This is a genomic window from Nocardia sp. NPDC051832 (genome assembly GCF_040681285.1).
GTDB lineage: Bacteria > Actinomycetota > Actinomycetes > Mycobacteriales > Mycobacteriaceae > Nocardia.
The window spans coordinates 1247800-1267668 of record NZ_JBFAYL010000003.1 but is presented as its reverse complement, the minus strand read 5'-3'; the positions used below and the strand labels follow the sequence as shown (position 1 = coordinate 1267668).

Genomic DNA, 19869 nt, shown 5'->3' with positions numbered 1-19869 from the left:
GTGCCCACGGCCGTTTCGAGTTGCCGAATCTGGTTAGCACCTAGGGTGAAGGAGACGGCGCGAGCCCGGTTGCGCCGTCCCGGTTCGAAAGAGGTGCCCCAAGTGTCCACAGCGGAAACCAGCCAGGGACTCAGTTTCGTCACCATGGCGCTGGGTTGGGATCCGGCGCGCGGGCGGTGGATCGACGGGGGACGGCCCGACATCGATCTGAACGCCGCCGCCATGATGTTCGCCGGGGACGCGATCGCCGATGTGGTCTATCACGAGCAGCTGATGTCGCAGGACGGGTCGGTGCGGCTGCTGGGCGACAACACCACCGGTGAGGGCGAGGGCGACCTCGAGGTCATCACCGTCGACCTGACGCGGCTGCCCGACCATCTGACGACCATCTTCTTCATCGTCACCTCCTACTCGGGGCAGCCGTTCGGGCAGATCGACAACGCGTTCTGCCGGCTGGTGGACGGCATCGCCGACTACGAATTCGCCCGCTACGAGCTCGACGGCGGCCGGGGCGCAACAGGTTTCGTGATGGGCAAGCTGGTCCGCACCGCACAGGGCTGGGTGTACCAGGAAATCGGCGTGAACCTGCCCGCCAAGCACCCGGTCGAGGCGGTGCCCCAGCTGGCGCAATTCCTGGTCTGAACCCTTTTTGGGGGCACACGAATTGGGGGCATTCGCGGCCGCTCCCCGCCCGGTAATTTTCGACAGATGAGCGACGCGGGGACAGTACGGCCAGAGTTGGTGCGGCAGTTGCTGCGGGACTTCAGCGTGATCACCGGAGCCCAGTTCGGGCCCGATGACGACTACTTCGCGCTGGGTCTGGTGAATTCGCTGCGGGCGCTGGAGTTGGTGGCGTATTTGGAGCGCACCTTCGGCTTCGAGGTGGAGATCGACGATCTCGACCTGGACAACTTCCGGACCGTGCACCGCGCCGCCGATTTCGTCACCCGCAAGCGCGGTGTCGCGTGGACGGGCGCCGCCGGGTGAGCGACCTGGAAACGGTGCTCGCCGACGCCGCGGTGGCGGCGGCCGGCTGGGATCGCAGCGGGCTGCCCCGGACCGCCGCGCTGGCACTGGCGCGCGCCGCGCTGCTGGGAATGGATCGGTCCGAGCAGTACGGCGGACGCGGGGCCGACGCGCACGAGATCGGGCTGGTGGCCAGCGAATTGGGTGCGGTGTGCACCTCGCTGCGGTCGCTGTTCACGGTGCAGGGGATGGTGGCGGCCACCGTCGACCGGTGGGGCACCCCGGCGCAGCGCTCGAAGTGGTTGCCGGAGTTGACTTCTGGTGCGGTGCTCGCCGGGCTCGCGGCGACGGAGGCGGGGGCCGGGAGCGATCTGTCGGGGATCCAGGCGCGGTTCAGCGGGTCGTCGGAGTTGTCGTTGACCGGGCGCAAGCTGTGGGTCACGTTCGGGGCGCTGGCGGATGTGCTGCTGGTCGCGGGTCAGTCCGAGAGCGGGCCGGTGGCGGCGTTGGTGGCGACCGATCAGCCGGGCGTGGTCGTCGAACCGGTCCGCGATCAGCTGGGGCTGCGTGGCACGCGGATCGCGCACGTGAGTTTCGACGCGGCCCGGGTGCCCGCCGGAAATGTGCTGGCGCGGCCCGGATTCGGGGTTTCGCATGTGCTCGGCACCGCGCTGGATCATGGCCGGTACACCATCGCCTGGGGCTGTCTCGGCATGGCGCAGGCCTGTCTGGCCGACGCCGCCGGGCATGCGCGCGACCGGCGGCAGGGCGATGCGCGGCTGGGCGATCACCAGGCCGTGCGCTCGATGCTCGGGCGCAGCTGGGTGGACGTCGAAAGCGCGCGGGCGCTGTGCGTGCGGGCGGCCGAGCAGCGGGCCGACCGGGATCCCGGCGCGCTGATGGGGGCCATCGCCGCGAAGTACACGGCCGCGGCCGCCGCGGCCGCGGTGAGCGAGCGCGCGGTACAGATTCTCGGGGCCGCGGGGTGCGCGCCGGACAGCCGGGCGGGGCGGTTCTTCCGGGACGCGAAGATCATGCAGATCATCGAGGGGGCGCGGGAGGTGGCCGAGCAGGATCTCGGGGAGTTCGTGCTCCGGACGGCGGTGGCCGGACGATGATCACGCTCGGGCCGGTGTCGTCGGTCTTTCCTGAAACCTCCTGCGCGGTACCCGAACTCACGGAATTGGCGGAGTTGCCGGCGGAGCGGCGTGCCCACGCGCTGGCGCTGGGTGTCGACACCGTGCGATGTGCGGAAGGTGCCGGCGAGGAGCTGACCGTCGCCGCCGCCGAACAGGCGCTGCGGCGTGCGGGCCTCGCCGCGGACCAACTCGACGCGTTGCTGCTGGTAGGCGGCCGCGCACCGCGTTATCTGATGGCCTCCGAAGCCACCCGGCTGCAACATCGCCTGGGCGCGGAGCGGGCCTTCGTCGCGGGGGTCGGCGAGCTCGGTTGCGCGTCCATCTCCGCGGCCTTCACCCTGGCGGCGGGGCTGCTGCGCGGCGACGCGCACTGCGGCACGGTGCTGATCGTGGCGGCGGCCGCCGCACCGACGCGGTTCCGGTATCGCGCGCCGATGACGGTCCTGGGCGACGGGGCCGGAGCCGTGCTGCTGAGCACCGCGAAAACCGGGCGCTACCAGCTGGTCGACCACCTGGTGCGCAGCGACGGCAAATACTCCGACCTGTTCCGGATCGACTATCGCGATCTGCCGCATCGGGATTGGCGGGAGGAGTGCGCCGACGAGGCGACCTATAGCTTCCGGCTGGCCGTGGAAAGCCGCAAACGCCTGTCCTCGATGAACTCGGAACTGCTGGACCGCAACGGTTTACGGCTCCATGACGTGGGTCCGGTGCTGATGCAGAACCTGTCCGCCGGGGCGTTCTCGTTCTGGGCGGAGGCGCTCCAGACGCGTATCGACCCGGCCTGCCGGCACAACCTCGCCGCCTACGGGCATCTCGGATCGCTGGACGTGCTGGTCAATCTGGAGGCGGCGGCCGCGCATCGCACGCCGGGCGACTACACCCTGCTGCTCAACAGCAGCCCCGTCGCGGCCTGGAGTTCCACCCTGCTGCGGCGGCTGCCGGACCGGGAATACGAAGGGATCGAACTGTGAGCGGCGTCGTGAAATGCCTGGTCTGGGATCTCGACGACACGCTGTGGGACGGTGTGGTGCTGGAAAGCGACGCCGCCGCACCACATCCGGAAGCCTGGCGGGTGCTGCGGCGGCTCGACGAACGCGGCATCCTGCACGCGGTCGCCAGCCGCTCCGAACCCGCCCTCGCCACCGCGCATCTCGACGCGCACGGGCTGTCGGAGATGTTCTGCTCGCTGCAGATCGGCTGGGGCGCCAAATCCGCGGCGGTGCGCCAGATCGCCGAACACCTGAACATCGGACTGGACGCCATCGCGTTCGTGGACAACGATCCGGTCGAACGCGCCGAGGTCGCGGCCGCGCTCCCCCAGGTCCGCTGCTATGCCGCCGCGGATCTGGCGCGCCTGCCCGAGTTGCCCGAGTTCAACCCCGAGGTGATCACCGCCGATGCCCGGGATCGCAGGAAACGCTATCGGGCCGAACAGATTCGGCGTGAGAGCGCTTCGTCCTTCGACGGCTCGGACGCCGAGTTCCTCGCCGGTCTCGGCCTGGTGATGACGGTGCGCCGGGCTGCCGAAGCGGATCTGGCCCGGGCACACGAACTCACGGTGCGCACCAATCAGCTCAACACCACCGGGCGCACCTTCGACCTCGACGAGCTGCGGGAGCTGAGCGGGTCGCCGCGCCACGAGGTGCTGATCGCCACGCTCGGCGACCGATTCGGTGAGTACGGGGCAATCGGGTTGTCGGTCAGCGAGTTTCGCGGGGACGAGTCGGCGGTGCTGCTGTTGCTCATGTCGTGCCGGGTGATGTCGCGCGGGGTCGGCGGTGCGCTGCTGGCGCACCTGATCGATCGCGCCGCTGCCCGGGGACAGCGCGCGGTGGCGGAATTCGTGCCCACGCCGGTCAATCGGGTGATGCTGGTGACCTTGCGGTTCGCCGGGTTCGCGGTGCTCGAGCAGGACGCGGAGCGGGTGCTGCTCGGGCACGACGGAACCACCGCCGTGCCGAACACCGGGCATGTACTTCTGCGCGCGCCCGATGCTCCGGTGCCGCCGGGGGATCTGGTGACCGGTCTACTGCGTCAAGTCGCGCGAGTTCCCGACCGTGTCGCTCTGATCTCGGGCGAGCAGCGCCTCACCTATGCCGAAATCGGCTCTCGCACTGCCGAACTCGCGGGTCGGCTGGTCGGAGCTGGTGTCAGGCCGGGTGATGTGGTGCTGTGCTATCTGCCGCAGAGCGCCGATTCGATGATCGCCATGCTCGCCGCGCTGCGTGCCGGGGCAGCCTGGTGCCTGGTGGACCCTGACCGCCCGGCCGCACAAATCGAAGCCCTGCTCTCCCAGATCAATTGCACTGCTGTGCTCTGTCGGAGCTCCGAGGACGACGATGTGGCATCGCTCTTCGCCTCGTCGCGACGCCCTGTCGCACTGTTGTCGATCGGAGATCGGTCGGCCATCGGCCCCCTCCCCGATCCGCCACCAGCAAGCGCCCCCGCATATGTGATTACCACGTCGGGATCAACAGGCATCCCCAAGGCCGTAGTGGTCACTCGCGCGAACCTGGCCGCGATGATCGCGGGCCGCTCCTACCCGTACACCGACGGCGACCTGGTCACGCTGTCGACCTGCCCGCTCACCGCCGACGCGTCATTGCTGTTCGCGCCGTGGGCATTCACCGTCGGCGGCACGGTGGTCGTCCCCACCCACCAGGAACTCCCCGACGCGGCAGCCGTCGCCGCCCTCGCTCGTCGGACCGGCGTCAGCCACCTGATCGCGACGCCGTCTTACTACCGGCTCGTGCTGGACGCGCTGGCCGAGCGCGCACCGCAGGTCGTTGCCCTGGCCGGGGAGCAGGTGCCGTCCGCCTTGGCCGCTCGGCATCACCAACTGCTCCCGAATACCCTGCTGCTCAACGAATACGGCCCCACCGAAGCGACCGTGACCTGCGTGTGGCATACCGTCGACCCTGATTCGGCCGCGGCGATCATTCCCATCGGCACTGCGATGCCGGGCAATTCGGCGACCGTGCTCGGTCCCGATCTCCAGCCTGCGACCAGCGGCGAAACCGGTGAACTATACCTCGGCGGCGATCAAATCACCCTCGGCTACGCGGGCCGCCCGGGACTCACCGCGACCAGGTTCGTCGCCGACCCCTACGCCGTCGACGCCGGCGCCCGGATGTACCGGACCGGAGATCTATCCCGCCGCAACAACTCCGGTGCGATCGAGTTCCTCGGCCGCGGCGACGGCCAGGTGCAGGTCCGTGGCGCGCGAGTGGAACGGCATGCGGTCGAAGCAGTCCTGGAAAGTCATCCCGGCGTCGCGCACGCCGTGACCCTCGTTCTCGAAAACCCGGACACGGTAGCCGAATTGGTGGCCTTCCTCGTCCCTGCCGACCCCGCCACGCCACCGGAACGCCGCACCCTCACCCGTTACTGCCTGGAAAGACTCCAGCCGATGGAGATCCCCAGCCGCTTCCTCCACATCGACGCCATTCCGATCGCCGCCGCGGGCAAACTCGACGAGTCCGCCCTGCGCACGGCCGCCTCCGACGCCGCACCCCCCGGCCCGACCCGACATGGCTGGACGGAACGCGAACTCGAAATCGCCGAACTCTGGTCGACCGCACTCGAACACCACGACTTCGACCGCGACGACTCGTTCTTCGAAGTAGGCGGCAACTCCCACCGCGTGGTCCTCCTCCACCTGCACATGGAACAACGCTGGCCAGGCGCACTCCGAGTCGGCCAGCTCTTCGACCTGCGAACGATCAGCGCCCACGTCCAGGCCCTGGAAAACGCGCTGACCGCAGCGCCCACCCCGGACGCGGCACCCACCACCCCAACCATGGCCTTCGAACTGTGAGTACGCAGGAGCACGACTTGTCTGACAGTGACACCCGTCCGACCGATATCGCGATCGTCGGAATCGGGGCCCGATTTCCGCAGGCGGCCGATCTTGCGGAGTTCCGGAGCAATCTGGCGGCGGGGCGGGACTCGGTGGGGCCGATGCCGGCTGGGCGGATCGCGGCGACCGGGTTGGATCCGGCGGTGACGTATCTGCCGATGGGGCATCTGAGCGATATCGAGCAGTTCGACTGGCGGTTCTTCGACCTGTCGCCACGGGAGGCGGCGGTGATGGATCCGCAGCAGCGGCTGGCGCTGGTGCTGGCGCATCGGGCGATCGAGGATGCGGGGTACGCGACGGGCTGGTTGGCGCGGGCGGTCACCGCGGTGGCGTTGAGTGCGGGGCAGTCGAGTTATCACGCCGTGGCGGTGGACCCAGGACCGTTGAGTCTGCTCGGGAACGCCGCGTTCGCTGGACCCGCGCGGATCGCACATCGGTTCGGGTTCACCGGGGCGTGCTTCGGAGTGGACAGCGGCTGCAACAGCGCACTGCTGGCCGTACATCAGGCGTGCCGCGAATTATCTTCCGGCGATGCGGATTACGCGCTGGCCGGCGGTGTCGCGGTGCGGGTGCACGGGTCACCGTCGTGGGGTGGCGGCGGTTTCAGCGAGATCATGTCGCCCAGCGGAGTGTGCCGGGCATTCGACGCCGACGCCGACGGGACCGTGAACGGTGAGGGCGGTGCGGTGCTACTGCTGACCACTGTGGCGCGGGCACAGGCTGATCGGGCGCCGATCTATGCGGTGATCCGCGGGAGTGCGACGCGGCACAACGGAGCAGCAGCCGCGACGATCAGTACCCCGAGTGCCACCGGACAAGCTGCGGTGATCGAAAAGGCTTGGGCTAACGCGGGAATCGATCCCAGCGCGGCCGGTTACCTGGAGACGCACGGGTCGGGCACCCGGCTGGGCGACGCGGTGGAGCTGGAAGGCCTCAGCACGGTGTTCGGTGCGACCGGTCAGGTGCTCCCGATCGGTTCGGTGAAAACGAACATCGGCCACCTCGACCACGCTTCGGCGATCGCCGGCCTGGTCAAAGCAGTCCTGAGCGTGTCCGAAGCCGAGCTGTATCCGTCGCTCCACTTCACCCGCCCCACCGGCGGATTCGATTTGGCGCAGGCTGGTCTCGAAGTACTCACCACCTCACGCTCCTGGACCGGCGACGCGCCACGCCTCGCCGGCGTCAGCTCCTTCAGCTTGGGCGGAAGCATCGCGCATTGCGTCATAGCGCAAGCCCCGCCACCTCCGCCCACCGTGCCGTCGCCCGAGCTGCGACTGATCGGAGTCTCCGCGCGCAGCCCGCAGGCACTCGACGAACTGTGCGTTCAACTCGCAGCCGCGTTGCGCGATCCGTCCACCGGGCCTCGAGATACATCCAGCACCGCTCCCGGCACACACGCGACATCCGGAGACGCACTCGCCGCTGTCCACCGCGTACCCGTCACGCTCGACGAAGTCGCCACGACGCTCGGGATCGGCCGGACGCATTACGAATACCGGATTGCCGTAACAGCTTCGGACACAAGGGAACTTGCCGATGCGCTGGAGACAGCCGCGGTTACGACTCGGCCGATACCCAGTAAGCCGCGGGTCGTGTTGTTGCTTTCTCCCGATGCGTCGCCGGCTTGTTCTACGGCGGATGCCGCTCTGCCTCCCCAGCTTCCGGCGGTCGGCGACACCGCGCAGGTGCTGGCTGGGCAGATCGCGGTGCATGAGCGGCTTCGTGAGTGCGGTATCGAGTTCGCCGCTCTGCTCAGTGCCGGATCTTCGCGGTATGCCTCGCGTTATCTGCTCGGTTCCCGCGAGCCGGTCGAGGCTGGTGAACTCGCTGCCGCCGCACCGACGGTCGACACCGATCGACTGCTCGTCGCCGTGCGGGCGCTGCTCGACGAGGGACCGATGGTGTTCGTCGAGCCGAGCCCCGGCGGACTGCTCGGGAACCGCATTGCGGATTTGGCCCCAGAGGCCGAGATCGTCTCCGCTGCTCACGATTCCGAGGCTCTCGAAGTGCTGATCGGCAAACTGTACGAGTACGGCGTCGAGATCGATTGGGACGCACTGGTGCCCACCGACGCGCATCGTGTGCGCCTGCCGGGTCATCCGATGACGGAAGAACGCTGCTGGGTCGAGCTGCCGCGCTTCCAGAACTTCCTGTCTTCCGGTAAGGAGTCCCCGGCGGTGCGCGAGATCGCCGACCCGGGGCGTTGGCTTCGGGAAACTCTCGCCGAGTTGCTCGGTACCGGCACGGACCTGGACGAGGACGCGAACTACTTCGCGCTCGGCGGCAATTCGCTCATCGCCGTGCAACTGGTGGATCGGATCGAGGAGTCCTTCGGCTTCCGGCCGAAATTGCTCGACATCTATGAACGGCCGCTTCTGGCCGACTTCGCCGATCTCCTCAGGGCAGTGGAGGCGAAAACACCACAGCGCGCGCCGATTCCGGCTCTGGTGGCGCATGACGAACCGGTGATGTCGTCCGGCCAGGAGCGGATGTGGTTTCACCACCAGTTCGATCCCGACACCACGATGTACAACTATCCGGTCGTACAGCTGCTCCGCGGCCCGCTCGATATCGACGCCTTGCAGGGCACTTTCGACGATCTGATCGAACGCCACGAAGTGTTGCGCTACAACTTCGCCGAGGTGGACGGGCTGCCCGTGCTGCGAATCCGCGATCGTCTCACGGACTACTTCCGTGTCGTCGACGTCTCGGCCGCACCCGATCCCACGGCCGCCGCGCGCGCCCTGGCGCAGGCCGCCGCGCAAGCGCCGTTCGACCTCGGCGAAGATCCGCTGCTGCGGGTGCTTGTGGTCACCCTGGAACCGGAAGCCCATGTGCTGCAACTGGTCTGCCATCACGCGGTGACCGACGGCGCGACACCGATGATCCTGTCCCGGGAGTTACCCGAGCTGTATGCCGCCCGCGAGGCGGGCCGCCCGCATCGCTTGGGCCCCCTGCCGATCCGCTACCGCGACTACGCGGCCTGGCACCGCGCCCTGCTGCGCAGCTCGGCCCTCGACCACGAACTCGACTACTGGCGTGCCGAACTGACCGGCGCACCGATTCTGGCCCTGCCCACCGACTTCCCCCGCCCGGCACGCAAGACGTTCGTCGGCGATCTGCACCCGTTCACGATTCCCGCGGACCTGATCACCGCGTTGCGCGCGGTGGCGCACCGCGAGTCGGTCTCACTCTTCGTGGTCTTGCTCAGCGCCCTCTACCTGACCCTGGCCCGCCGCAGCGGACAACGCGACATCGTCATCGGCACCCCGACCACCGGCCGCGGCCGCCGCGAATTCCAGGATCTGATCGGCTATTTCAACAGCACGGTCGCCTTGCGCACCGATTTCAGCGCCGACCGATCCCTCCCCGACCTGCTGACCCGCGTCCGCTCCAAGGTCCTGGACGCCCTCGAACACCAGGAAATCCCGTTCGACCGCGTCGTGAACGCCGTAGTCGACCACCGTGACCTCTCCCGCACCCCGCTCTTCGACGTCCTCTACATCCACCAGGTCATCTCCCGCGCCGACAACGTCGACGAATCCGCCGGCGAACTGTTCGACGTCGACCACTCATCCGGCAACGAATTCGGCGGACTACCCACCGGCACAGCCAAATTCGACCTCACGCTCGTCACCTTCGAATACCCCGGCACGGCCCGTGACATCAGCGCCTGCCTGGAGTTCAGCACCGAACTCTTCACCCGCCGAACAATCACCGCCATCGCGACGGACCTCCTGCAAATCCTCACCGCCATGACCGCCCCCACACCCCCACCCATCAACGCCCTCATCACACCCCCCACCCCCACCGAACCACCCCTGCGCATCCCCACCGACCGCCCCCGCACCGCCCACCGCACTTTCCACCACGCTCACGCTTCCCACCCGCTCGAATTCGAGACGCATCCAGCGGATCCCTTGCCCCAGGCAGCATTCGACGCCGCTCTCTACGACGCCTACTCGGTCCTGCTGGCTTGGTATTCCGGACAGAGCCGGGTGCCCATCCGGCTGCCGGATTCGCCTGCGGGACAGCCGCGTTACGCGACCGCTGAGATCCCTCAGGACGCGACCTGGCGCACACTGCGGGACCGCGGGACCGTTGTCGGCGAGAGCGGCGACTCGCCGGTTCGGTACCTCGGCATGGCCACCGGCAGTGGTTCACCGGGCGCTCCCAGTGCCGAGCTGGAGCTGTCCTGGACGCCGCAATCCCCTGCGCTGCATCTGAATTACGCAACAGAGCTTTTCGATCGCGCTTCGGCCGAGGACTTGCTCGTCGATCTGGTCCGGCTGCTGGAAGCCGCGCGGACCAGGCCGGACGAGTGCGTCTTCGTCACCGCGAGCGCGGGTTTCGAGTATGAAACGGAGGTACACCCATGACTGTCGAACATCGGGTCGGTGTCGTCGGCGCCGGCGTGATGGGCGCGGGTATCGCCCAGTGTGTCGCGCAGGCCGGGATATCGGTGACCGTCGTCGAGAACGATGCCGCGGCCATCGAACGCGCCCGCCAGGAGCTGAAGTCCACACTGCGGTTGAGCGTGTTGCTGGGGCGTGGGCCGAAGGCGGCCGACATCCCGGACATCACCGCACGCATTACTTGGACCGACCGCCTGGAAGATCTCGGCGACAGCACCTTCGTCATCGAATCCGTCACCGAGCGCATCGAACTCAAGCGTTCGCTCTTCGCCGAGCTGGACCGGCATTGCCCGCCGTCGGCGGTTTTCGCCTCTGGCACCTCGGCCATCCCGATCGCCGAGCTGGCCGCCGTGACCAGCCGGCCAGAGCGAATCCTCGGGTTGCACTTCATGAACCCCGCGCCGCTCACCGAAACGGTCGAGGTAGTCACTACCGACCGGACCGCCCCCGACGCGTTGCGCCGGGCCCTGGCCCTGCTCGGCGCGCTCGGAAAGAAGGGCATCGTCGTCGGCGACGGGCCCGGCTTCGTGATCAACCGGGTGCTGATGCTGGGCATCGCAGAGGCCGCCGCCATCACCGAGACCGGCACCGACGCCGCCACTATCGACGAGCTCTTCGAAGGCTGCCTCGGACACCGTATGGGCCCGCTGCGCACTGCCGACCTGATCGGCCTCGACAACGTCGCCGACACCCTGGTGGTGCTGCGGGAAACGACCGGCGACGGGCGCTACCGGGTCCCGCGGGCCTTGGCGGAGCTGGTGGCGGCCGGGCATTTGGGGCGCAAGACGGGCAGGGGTTTCCATGCGTATCCGTGAGACGAACGTGCTGCTCGAGGACACCGCCGGGCTCGGCCGCTTGGCCAGGCGCAGCGGCGGCGCGGGCGCGGTCGTGCTCGCCGGGTTGGCGGTGTACCTGCATCGCCGATCCGGTACCTCCAAAGTCACGGTGGGACAGCGCATCGGTGCGCTGGTCACCGAGCTCGAGGTCGAGGTGCGGCCGGATCAGGAATTCCGGGCCCTCGCCGCACAGGTGGGCGCAGGTCTGCGCCGTGCCCACGCGGGCACGCCGCTATCGGACTCACCGACGGCGACGCAGCACGGCGACGGCTGGCAGATCGGGCTCCCCGACACCGAACTCGCTTCCTTCTCGAGACTTTTCGCGGCGCTCGTGGCCGCGCCGAACACGCCGGTAGGCCGGTTCGATCTGACCGCGGCGGACGAGCGCGAGTCGATCCTGAGCCGTAACGGCCCGGCCCGGTCATTCGGCTCGACCGAAACCACGCTGAGCGGTTTCGCGGATGCTGTGCGCCGCACGCCCGAAGCCACCGCCCTGGTCTACGGCACGGCATCGATCACCTACAGCGAACTCGATGCTCGCGTAAACCGGCTCTCGCACTGGCTGATCCGTCGAGGAGTGCGTCCGGATACCGTGGTCGCCGTCGCGGTGCCGCGCTCGATCGACGCCATAGTCGCGGTCTACGCGGTCCTGCGGGCCGGCGGCGCCTTTCTACCGCTGGATCCCGGGCATCCAGCCGAGCGACTCGAGCGCATCCTGAAAGTAGCCGCACCTCTGGTGGTGCTCAGCACGCGCAGCTCCGGATTCGACTGCGTGGCAACAGCCGTCAACTACCTGGAAGATCTGCCGATCGGCGAGCACGTCTCCACGCCGAGTACTCCCCTGAACCGTTCCGGGCCGCATCCGGATCACCTTGCCTACGTGATGTTCACGTCCGGCTCGACCGGAACCCCCAAGGGTGTGGCGGTAACCCACGCCGCCGTGGTGAACCACCTGCACTGGATGACCGACCACCTGGGCCTGGACGACTCCGACACCGTGGTGCAGAAGACGCCGGTGACCTTCGACGTCTCGATCTGGGAACTGCTGTGGCCCTTGCACATCGGCGCCCGCCTGGTCATCGCGCCACCCGCGGCCGACAATGATCCCGCCGAACTCGCACACCTGCTCGCCACGCACGCCGTGACCACGGTCCAGTTCGTGCCCTCCACCTTGACCAGCCAGCTCGCGGTCGCCCCCGAGTTCCCGGCCGGTCTCCGCCGGGTCCTGATGATCGGCGAAACACTCACTCCGGCACTGGCGCAGCGCTTCGCCGCCGCCACCCCGGCGCGCCTGCACAATTTGTACGGCCCCACCGAGGCGACCGGCGCGGTCACCGGATACCACGTCAGCACCCAGGATTCGGGCCCGATCCCGATCGGCGCACCCGCGCACAACACCGGCGCCTACGTCTTGGATTCCTGCCTACGCCCGGTTCCCGACGACGCCCAAGGCGAGCTTTACCTCTCCGGAGTCCAGCTGGCGCGCTGTTACTTCGGTGATCCGGGCCGCACCGCGGACCGCTTCGTCGCCAATCCCTTCGAACCCGGCGGCAGGCTCTACCGCACCGGCGACGTCGTCCGCTGGAACAGCGCCACCGGCTTGCTCGACTACCAGGGCCGCGCCGATCTCCAGGTGAAGCGCCACGGCGTCCGCATCGAACTCGGCGAAATCGAAGCCGCGCTCTCCGCTCTGCCGCCGGTCGCCCAAGCCGCCGCGATCCTCCGCCCCGAAGGCCGGCTGCTCGCCTATGTGATCCCGATATCCGGCGCCGACTGCACCGAAGAACGACTGCGCAAGCAGCTTTCACAGCTGCTGCCCTCGGCTATGGTGCCCGACGAAATCCTCCTTCTGGACACTTTCCCCCGGAACGCGGCGGGCAAGCTGGACCGTGCGGCACTGCCCGCCCCGGCACCGCGCCAGGCTCCCTTCCGCGCTCCGCGCACCGAGACCGAAGCGATGCTCGCCGAGATCTTCACTCAAGTGCTGGGCCGCGACCCGATCAGCGTCGACGAATCCTTCTTCACCCTCGGCGGCGACAGCGTGATGTCGATCCTGCTCGTCTCCCGCGCGAAGTCCCGGGGCCTGCGCTTCACGGCCCAGGACGTCTTCGAACACCGCACGGTCGCGGGCCTGGCCACCATCGCGACGAGCGGCCCGCAAGGTCAGGACGTCCACACCGAACTTCCCGGCGGCGGCATCGGTGAATTGCCGCCCACCCCAGCGGTTCTCGCGCTGATTGCGCACGCCGAATCCGGCGGCGTCTCCTTCGACCGCTACGCCCAGCACATGGTCCTCGACCTCCCCGCCGGGATCACCGAGGCGCAGCTGCGCACGGTGCTCAGCGCGGTCATCGCACGGCACGACATGCTCCGCGCCCGCCTCTACCGCGACGCCAGCGGCCGCTGGCGCATGTTCGCCGACCCCGCCGACTCGCTGGACCTCGACAAGATCCTCACCCGCATCGATGCCGATGCGGGCACACCGCGCGGCTCCGGCGTGACCGACGCCGCGATCGGGCGACTGGATCCCGCCAATGGCGTTGTAACGCAATGCGTATGGCTCCGCCAGGCCGATGGCACCGGGCAGTTGATCGTCGTCGTGCACCACATCGCCATCGATGGCGTCTCCTGGCGCATCCTGATTCCGGATTTCCTGGCCGCGTGGGCGCAGGTGCGGGCAGGTGCGCGGCCGACCCTTCCCAGTGCCGGAACCTCGATGCGGCGCTGGGCGCACAGCCTGCGCGAGGAGGCGCACCGGCCGGAACGGCGCACCGAAGTCACTCGGTGGCAGAGCCTTTCGGGTCCGGATTCGCTGTTCACGGATCGGCCGCTCGATCCGCGGATCGACACTGCCGCGACGGTGCTGCGGATTCCGGTCGGCCTGGACGAGGCGCTGACCACCTCGGCGCTGACGACGCTGCCCGCGCTGTACCGCACCGACGCCAACACGGTTCTGCTGACCGCGCTCACGCTGGCGGTGTCGGCGTGGCGGCGACGCCGTGGACTGGATGACGCGGGCACCGCGATTCGGCTGGAAGGACACGGCCGGGAACCCGATCTCGGTGCCGCGGCGGATCTTTCACGGACCGTAGGCTGGTTCACCGCCGCCTATCCGTGCCGGCTGGACCTGCGAGGCATCGACATCGACGCCGCGATGGCGAGCGGGACCGAGCTGGGCGCGGCCGTGAAAATCGTAAAGGAGCAGTTGCTTTCGGTGCCCGGCTCCGGCATCGGGTACGGACTGTTGCGCTACCTCAACTCGGAGACCGCCCACCAGCTGCCCGCCGAGACCACACAGCTGGCCTTCACCTATCTGGGTGCGATCTCCAGCGGTTCGGCGATGCGCGGCCCCTGGCTGCCCGCTCCGGATCCGGAATCCGCGGAAACCACCGAGCACACTCATGATTCCGGCCTGCCCGCGAGCGCCGCCGTCGCCATCGACGCGGTGGTGACCGACGGCAAGCTCACCGCCGGTTTCGCGTTCCCGCGGACGCTGCTGAATCGCGACCAGGTGCGCGATCTCGCCGACCTGTGGCTCGAGGCCCTGACCGCGCTGGCGCGCCATGCCGAGACGCCGGGAGCGGGCGGGCGCACCCCCTCGGATTTCGCCGTGCCAGTGCGGCAATCCGACATCGAGGCCTGGGAACGTCGATACCCAGGGCTGCACGACATCTGGGCGCTCACCCCGATCCAGGAGACCTTCGCCGCGCTCGCACCCCAGGAGCCGGACGCGGTCGACGTGCACACGGTGCAGGTGCTGCTCACCTGCACCGGCACCCCCGATCGGGCCCGCCTGCGCGCCGCCGCCCAGCACGTCGTGCGTCGGCACGCCGCGCTGCGCACCGCCTACCTGCGCGACGCGGAGCACACCCGCTGGTATCAGATCGTCACGGCGGACGCGCCGATCTCCGTGCGAGAAACCGATCTGCGCGCGCACCCGGCCGGTCTGGACGACCTGCTCGCCGAGGAACAATTGCGCCCCTTCGACCTCACCGCACCACCACTGCTCCGCTTCCTGCTGATCCAGACCGGCGCCGAAGCGTGGACGCTTGCCGTGACCAGTCACCACCTGCTGCTCGACGGCTGGTCCGCGGCCATCCTGCTGCGCGAATTGCTGACGACCTACACCCTCGGCGTGCCCAGCGAGCCGGTCGACATCGACGACGGCTTCGGTAGTTTCCTGCGCTGGCGGCAGGCGCAGGATCGCACGTCGGCCGGGTCGGCCTGGCGCGCCGCACTCCACGACCTCAACGGCCCCACCCTGGTCGCCAAACCCCGTGCGACACCACCCGCCCCTGGCCGCTCGGCCGCCGAACACGTGCTGACATTGACGGCGGACCAGACCGGCAACCTGACCAAGCTCGCCACAGCGGCCGGGGTCACCCTCAACACCGTCTTCCAGTACATCTGGGCCCAGGTGCTGGGCGCGGCCACCGACCGCGACGACATCCTCTTCGGCACAGTGGTTTCCGGCCGACCAGCAGGCATTCCAGGCGTCGACGCGATGGTCGGTTCCTTCATCAACACGGTCCCGGTGCGGGTGCGCCGCCAACCGGATACCGGGCTCGAGGCACAACTGCGCGCGGTGCAGGACGCGCAAGCGGCGGTCGTGGACCACACCTATCTCGGCCTCGCCGAAATCGAGTCGGCCACCGCACTCCCGATACGCGAATTGTTCGACACCCTACTGGTTTTCGAGTCCTACCCGGTGGACACCTCGGCGGCAGAGCTCCCCCTCGGCGACCTCACCCTGACCGGCGTGGAGTCCCGGGAGATCACCTTGTCCCCGCTCACCGCCACGGTGTGGCCGCGGGAAGAACTACGGATCGCCCTGAACTGGCACCGAGACCTGGTCGGCTACCTGCGCATCCACCGCATCATCGCGCACCTCACCGAACTCCTCGACGAACTCTCGAACCGGAACGGACTGTGATGGCCCCCTCCAACCACCGCACCGACCGCAGCATCGCCGCGGCGTTCGCCGACATCGCCCACTCGTTCCCGGACCGCGCCGCCCTCTGGCACGAGGGCGAACACCTGACCTACGCCGAACTCGACCATCGGGCAGACGCTTTCGCACAGCACCTGGCCGAAAACCATGCCGTGCACCTCGGCACCCCCGTCGCCGTCCGCCTACCCCGTTCGCCAGAACTGGTCGTAGCGCTACTCGCCTTGATGAAGCTCGGCGCGACCTGCGTACCACTGCACGAACAAGATCCGCCCGCGCGAGTCGAATGGATGCTGCGGCACACGGCAACCCGAGTAGTACTCGACGATATCGACGCTATTCGAATGATCGCCGGTCCCAGGCAAAGTCGTGCCGGGCAGGTCGTTACGGAGGTGCCCGCCGAGGCGGTGGCGTGGCTGATGTTCACTTCCGGATCGACCGGCGAGCCCAAAGGGGTCCAGGTCACCAATCGGGCGATCGTCGCGCGTGCCGTCGACCGCATCGCGTCCGGGCCGGAATACGCACGCATGCTGGTGCATTCGCCCTACACCTGGGACATGGTCGTGTGGGAGCTGTGGATGCCGCTGCTGCAAGGTCATACCGCGGTGATCGCCGCGCCGGCTCGCTTGGGTGCTGACGACTTCCGCCACGTGCTGCACGCGGGTGCGGTCACCGCCATGCTGTGCCCGGCCGGGCTGTTCCAAGTGCTGGTGGCCGACATCCCGGAAAGTCTCGGCGCGCTGCGCACCATCTCCAGCGCGGGCGACGTCCTCGCTCCGGAGACCGTGCGCGCGCTGCGGGCGGTGGCTCCGGATTTCGAGGTCGTCAATATCTACGGTCCGGTCGAGGCCACGGCCTATGCGACCGCCTACACCGTTCCGCCGGGCCCGATCGGCGGCGAGCCGTTCCCGGTCGGCCGGGCCGTCGATCACACCGAGGCGTTCGTCCTGGACACCCAGCTGCGACCCGTCCAGCCCGGCGTGGTCGGCGGAATCTATTTGACCGGTGCGGGTTTGGCGCAGGGTTACCTCGGGATGCCCGGCCGTACCGCGAGCTGGTTCACCGCGAATCCGTTCGGCGCACCTGGATCGCGGATGTATCGCACCGGGGATCAGGGCAGCTGGGGTGCTGACGGTGAGCTGCGGTTTCTCGGCCGCACCGATCGGCAGGTCAAGGTGAACGGGATCCGGGTGGAGCCCGGCGAAATCGAGCAGGCGTTGCGCTCTGAACGCGGCGTCACGGCCGCCGTCGTCACCGCGCACCGGATGCCGGCGGGAAAGACGTTGATCGCGCACATCGTGGCCGAGCACGACGTCGATACCGCGGCCCTGCGCGACCAGCTGGGCACTCGACTGCCGAGCTATCTGCTGCCCGCCGTCATCGTGCAGATCCCCGCACTGCCGCTCACCGCCAACGGCAAGGTCGACCGCGAAGCCCTGACCCTGCCCGAAGCCGCGGCGGCCCGCGCCCCCCGCACACCGCGCCAGCGCATCCTGGCCGGACTGTTCGCCGAGGCCGTCGGCACGCCCCAGGCCGGTCTCGATGACGACTTCTTCCAAATCGGCGGAAATTCGCTGGCCGCAATACGTTTGGCGAGCGCCGCGAGTCGTGCGCTGAATCTCACGGTGACCATGCGCGACCTGCTCGACGCACCCACGGTGGCCGGGCTGGACCGTCTGCTTGCCGATCGCCCCGGCGGCCACCAGCCGGTGCCGGACACCATTCGCCGCCCTGCGGCGATTCCGCTCAGCCCGGTCCAGCACCGGCTCTGGACCGTCAACTATCTGGGCGAGGGCACCGCCGACTACCTCATGCCCGCCGCGCTCGACCTGCATGGCCCGCTCGACACCACGGCGATCCGCGCGGCGGTGCACGATCTCGTGCGCAGGCACGAAATCCTGCGCACCATCCTGCCTTTCAAGACCACCGGGCCGGTGCAGGAGATTCTCGATTTCCGCCCCGAGGACGTCGACTACCTCGAGATCCCGGCGGAACTCGACGATCTGGACCAGCTGCTCGCCCGGGAGACCGCGCGCGGTTTCCGGCTGATGAACGAACCACCCTGGCGAGTAAGACTTTTCGCCGTCGACGAGAACCATCACGTTTTACTCGTGGTGGTGCATCACTGCGCCGGAGACGCCGAATCGCTGGGCACCCTGCTGAGCGAACTCCAATACGCCTACCACGCCCGCGCCGCCGATCAGCCGCCCCAATGGCCCACACCCGCATACCAATACGCCGATTACACGCTCACGCCGCGCGGCACGAACACCGATCCCGGCGCCCGCTTCGCCAAGCAGACCGGTTACTGGCGCGCCACCCTGGCGGGAATCACACCGGAACCCCCACTGCCGGTCGACCATCCACGAGCGGGCGCGAGCCCGGCAACCGCCCTGGCCTTGGACATCGACGCCGACACCCACACCCGCCTGCTCACCGCCGCCCGCCACTGCGGCGCCACCACCTACTCGGTGCTGCACACCGCTTTGGTCTGCGCCCTCGCCCGGCACGGCGCCGGGCCGGACCTCGTCATCGGCACCGCACTGAGCGGCCGGGACCGCGCCGAGCTCGACACCATGCTCGGCTGCGCCGTCGACATCGTCCTGATCCGCACCGACCGCACCGCGACACCCACCTACCGCGACCTGATCCGTCAGGTTCGCGACCGCGTCCTCGACGCCTACGAACACCGCGAGTACCCCTACGAACGCCTGATCCCGGCGGGCGCGACGGCGGTCCCGCAGATCGTCACCACATTCTTCCGTCAGGTCGCCGCCCCGGCCGCCGTCGGCGACCTGGAAGTCGGCCTGCGCGACCTGCCCGCACAGCGGGCCGAATTCGAGATCCTGCTCCAGGCCCGCGAACGCATCGAAGCGGGCGGCCGGCCCGGCGGCATTCGCGCCGAATTCCGCTACGCCGCGAAACTATGGGACCCGGAAACCATCCAAGCCCTGGCCACCAGCCTGACCACCACCCTCGCCGCGATCTGCGCGGACCCGGACGCCGCGCCCGAGACGCCGCTGGCGTCAGCCGCGCAGGGCGGCGGCGAGCGCGGGATCGAGGGCCAGTGACAGCGTCATCAGCGATTCGACCAGCAGATCCACCAGTTGCTCGCGCGTGATGGTCTCCGACCGCAGCCAGCTCAGCGTGATCTCCTCGACGAACGCGATCCAGCCCCGCACCGCCAGCACCAGGCGCGGACGGTCATCCTGCGGCACCGCGAGGGGCAGCTCGGCCAAGATCATCTCGACGATCGACAGGCGGGTCTGGTCGACCAGCGACATCAGGTCGGGGCTGGCGCTGGCGGGGCCGCGCAGCAGCGCCAAGTAGGACTGACGGTTCTCGCTGACGTAGTCGATATAGCGTTCGATCGAATCGCGCAGCTTCTCGAAGATGTCGAGCGAGCTGTCCGGCCGGACGCGTTGCAGCAGTTCGGTGTTGGCGTGGGCGACCACGGCGAGCTGGAAGTCCTGCATGGTCGGGAAGTAGTGGAACAGCAAGCCGCGGGAAATGCCGGCCTGTTCGGCGATATCGCTGACGGAGATCTCTTCCAGGGGCCGCTCGCCGAGCATCTTGACCCCCAGGGTGATCAGCTGCAGACGGCGCTCGTCCGGGCTGAGCCGGACCCGCTTGGTTTCCCCGTTCGCTTTACTACCCACGAAGACCACCTTACTGAACGATATTCAATACTGTTGACTCGTGC

At 68.7% G+C, this 19869-nt stretch carries 10 protein-coding genes; 9 read left to right on the top strand and 1 reads right to left on the bottom strand.

Annotated features, from left to right (window positions below):
• The first annotated feature begins 102 nt into the window (after positions 1 to 102).
• The 9 genes from AB0M14_RS23580 to AB0M14_RS23540 all read left to right on the top strand — a co-directional run bounded on the left by AB0M14_RS23580 (position 103) and on the right by AB0M14_RS23540 (position 19237).
• Positions 103 to 642 (top strand): TerD family protein, encoded by a 540-nt coding sequence (locus tag AB0M14_RS23580; RefSeq protein WP_364998319.1) that lies wholly within the window; start codon positions 103 to 105, stop codon positions 640 to 642.
• 66 nt (positions 643 to 708) lie between these two features.
• Positions 709 to 987, top strand: a complete 279-nt coding sequence (locus tag AB0M14_RS23575) for an acyl carrier protein (protein ID WP_364998317.1) — start codon at positions 709 to 711, stop codon at positions 985 to 987.
• Positions 984 to 2084, top strand: a complete 1101-nt coding sequence (locus AB0M14_RS23570) for an acyl-CoA dehydrogenase family protein (RefSeq protein ID WP_364998315.1) — start codon at positions 984 to 986, stop codon at positions 2082 to 2084. The genes AB0M14_RS23575 and AB0M14_RS23570 overlap by 4 nt, the downstream gene beginning before the upstream one ends.
• Positions 2081 to 3079, top strand: a complete 999-nt coding sequence (locus AB0M14_RS23565) for a 3-oxoacyl-ACP synthase (protein WP_364998313.1) — start codon at positions 2081 to 2083, stop codon at positions 3077 to 3079. Before AB0M14_RS23570 ends, AB0M14_RS23565 begins: the two co-directional genes overlap by 4 nt.
• On the top strand, positions 3076 to 5925 hold the full coding sequence (locus AB0M14_RS23560; RefSeq protein ID WP_364998311.1) for an amino acid adenylation domain-containing protein: 2850 nt from the start codon (positions 3076 to 3078) through the stop codon (positions 5923 to 5925). The genes AB0M14_RS23565 and AB0M14_RS23560 overlap by 4 nt, the downstream gene beginning before the upstream one ends.
• Positions 5926 to 5942: 17 nt before the next feature.
• Entirely contained in the window at positions 5943 to 10346 is a 4404-nt protein-coding gene (locus tag AB0M14_RS23555) for a condensation domain-containing protein (RefSeq protein ID WP_364998308.1), read from the top strand.
• The gene (locus AB0M14_RS23550) at positions 10343 to 11197 is read left to right on the top strand and encodes a 3-hydroxyacyl-CoA dehydrogenase family protein (protein WP_364998306.1); all 855 of its coding nucleotides are present in this window, start codon (positions 10343 to 10345) and stop codon (positions 11195 to 11197) included. Before AB0M14_RS23555 ends, AB0M14_RS23550 begins: the two co-directional genes overlap by 4 nt.
• Positions 11184 to 16151, top strand: coding sequence for an amino acid adenylation domain-containing protein (locus AB0M14_RS23545; protein ID WP_364998304.1), 4968 nt, complete (start codon positions 11184 to 11186; stop codon positions 16149 to 16151). Before AB0M14_RS23550 ends, AB0M14_RS23545 begins: the two co-directional genes overlap by 14 nt.
• Positions 16151 to 19237, top strand: coding sequence for an amino acid adenylation domain-containing protein (locus tag AB0M14_RS23540; RefSeq protein ID WP_364998302.1), 3087 nt, complete (start codon positions 16151 to 16153; stop codon positions 19235 to 19237). Before AB0M14_RS23545 ends, AB0M14_RS23540 begins: the two co-directional genes overlap by 1 nt.
• Here AB0M14_RS23540 and AB0M14_RS23535 read toward each other — a convergent pair.
• Positions 19193 to 19825, bottom strand: a complete 633-nt coding sequence (locus AB0M14_RS23535; RefSeq protein WP_364998300.1) for a TetR/AcrR family transcriptional regulator — start codon at positions 19823 to 19825, stop codon at positions 19193 to 19195. The two genes, AB0M14_RS23540 and AB0M14_RS23535, sit on opposite strands and share 45 nt — an antisense overlap.
• Positions 19826 to 19869: the final 44 nt, after the last annotated feature.

What these genes read in the sequence shown, in the direction of transcription:
- AB0M14_RS23565 (WP_364998313.1), top strand. Translation starts at nt 2,081, where the DNA reads ATGATCACGCTCGGGCCGGTGTCGTCGGTCTTTCCTGAAACCTCCTGC.
- AB0M14_RS23575 (WP_364998317.1), top strand. Translation starts at nt 709, where the DNA reads ATGAGCGACGCGGGGACAGTACGGCCAGAGTTGGTGCGGCAGTTGCTG.
- AB0M14_RS23550 (WP_364998306.1), top strand. Translation starts at nt 10,343, where the DNA reads ATGACTGTCGAACATCGGGTCGGTGTCGTCGGCGCCGGCGTGATGGGC.
- AB0M14_RS23545 (WP_364998304.1), top strand. Translation starts at nt 11,184, where the DNA reads ATGCGTATCCGTGAGACGAACGTGCTGCTCGAGGACACCGCCGGGCTC.
- AB0M14_RS23540 (WP_364998302.1), top strand. Translation starts at nt 16,151, where the DNA reads ATGGCCCCCTCCAACCACCGCACCGACCGCAGCATCGCCGCGGCGTTC.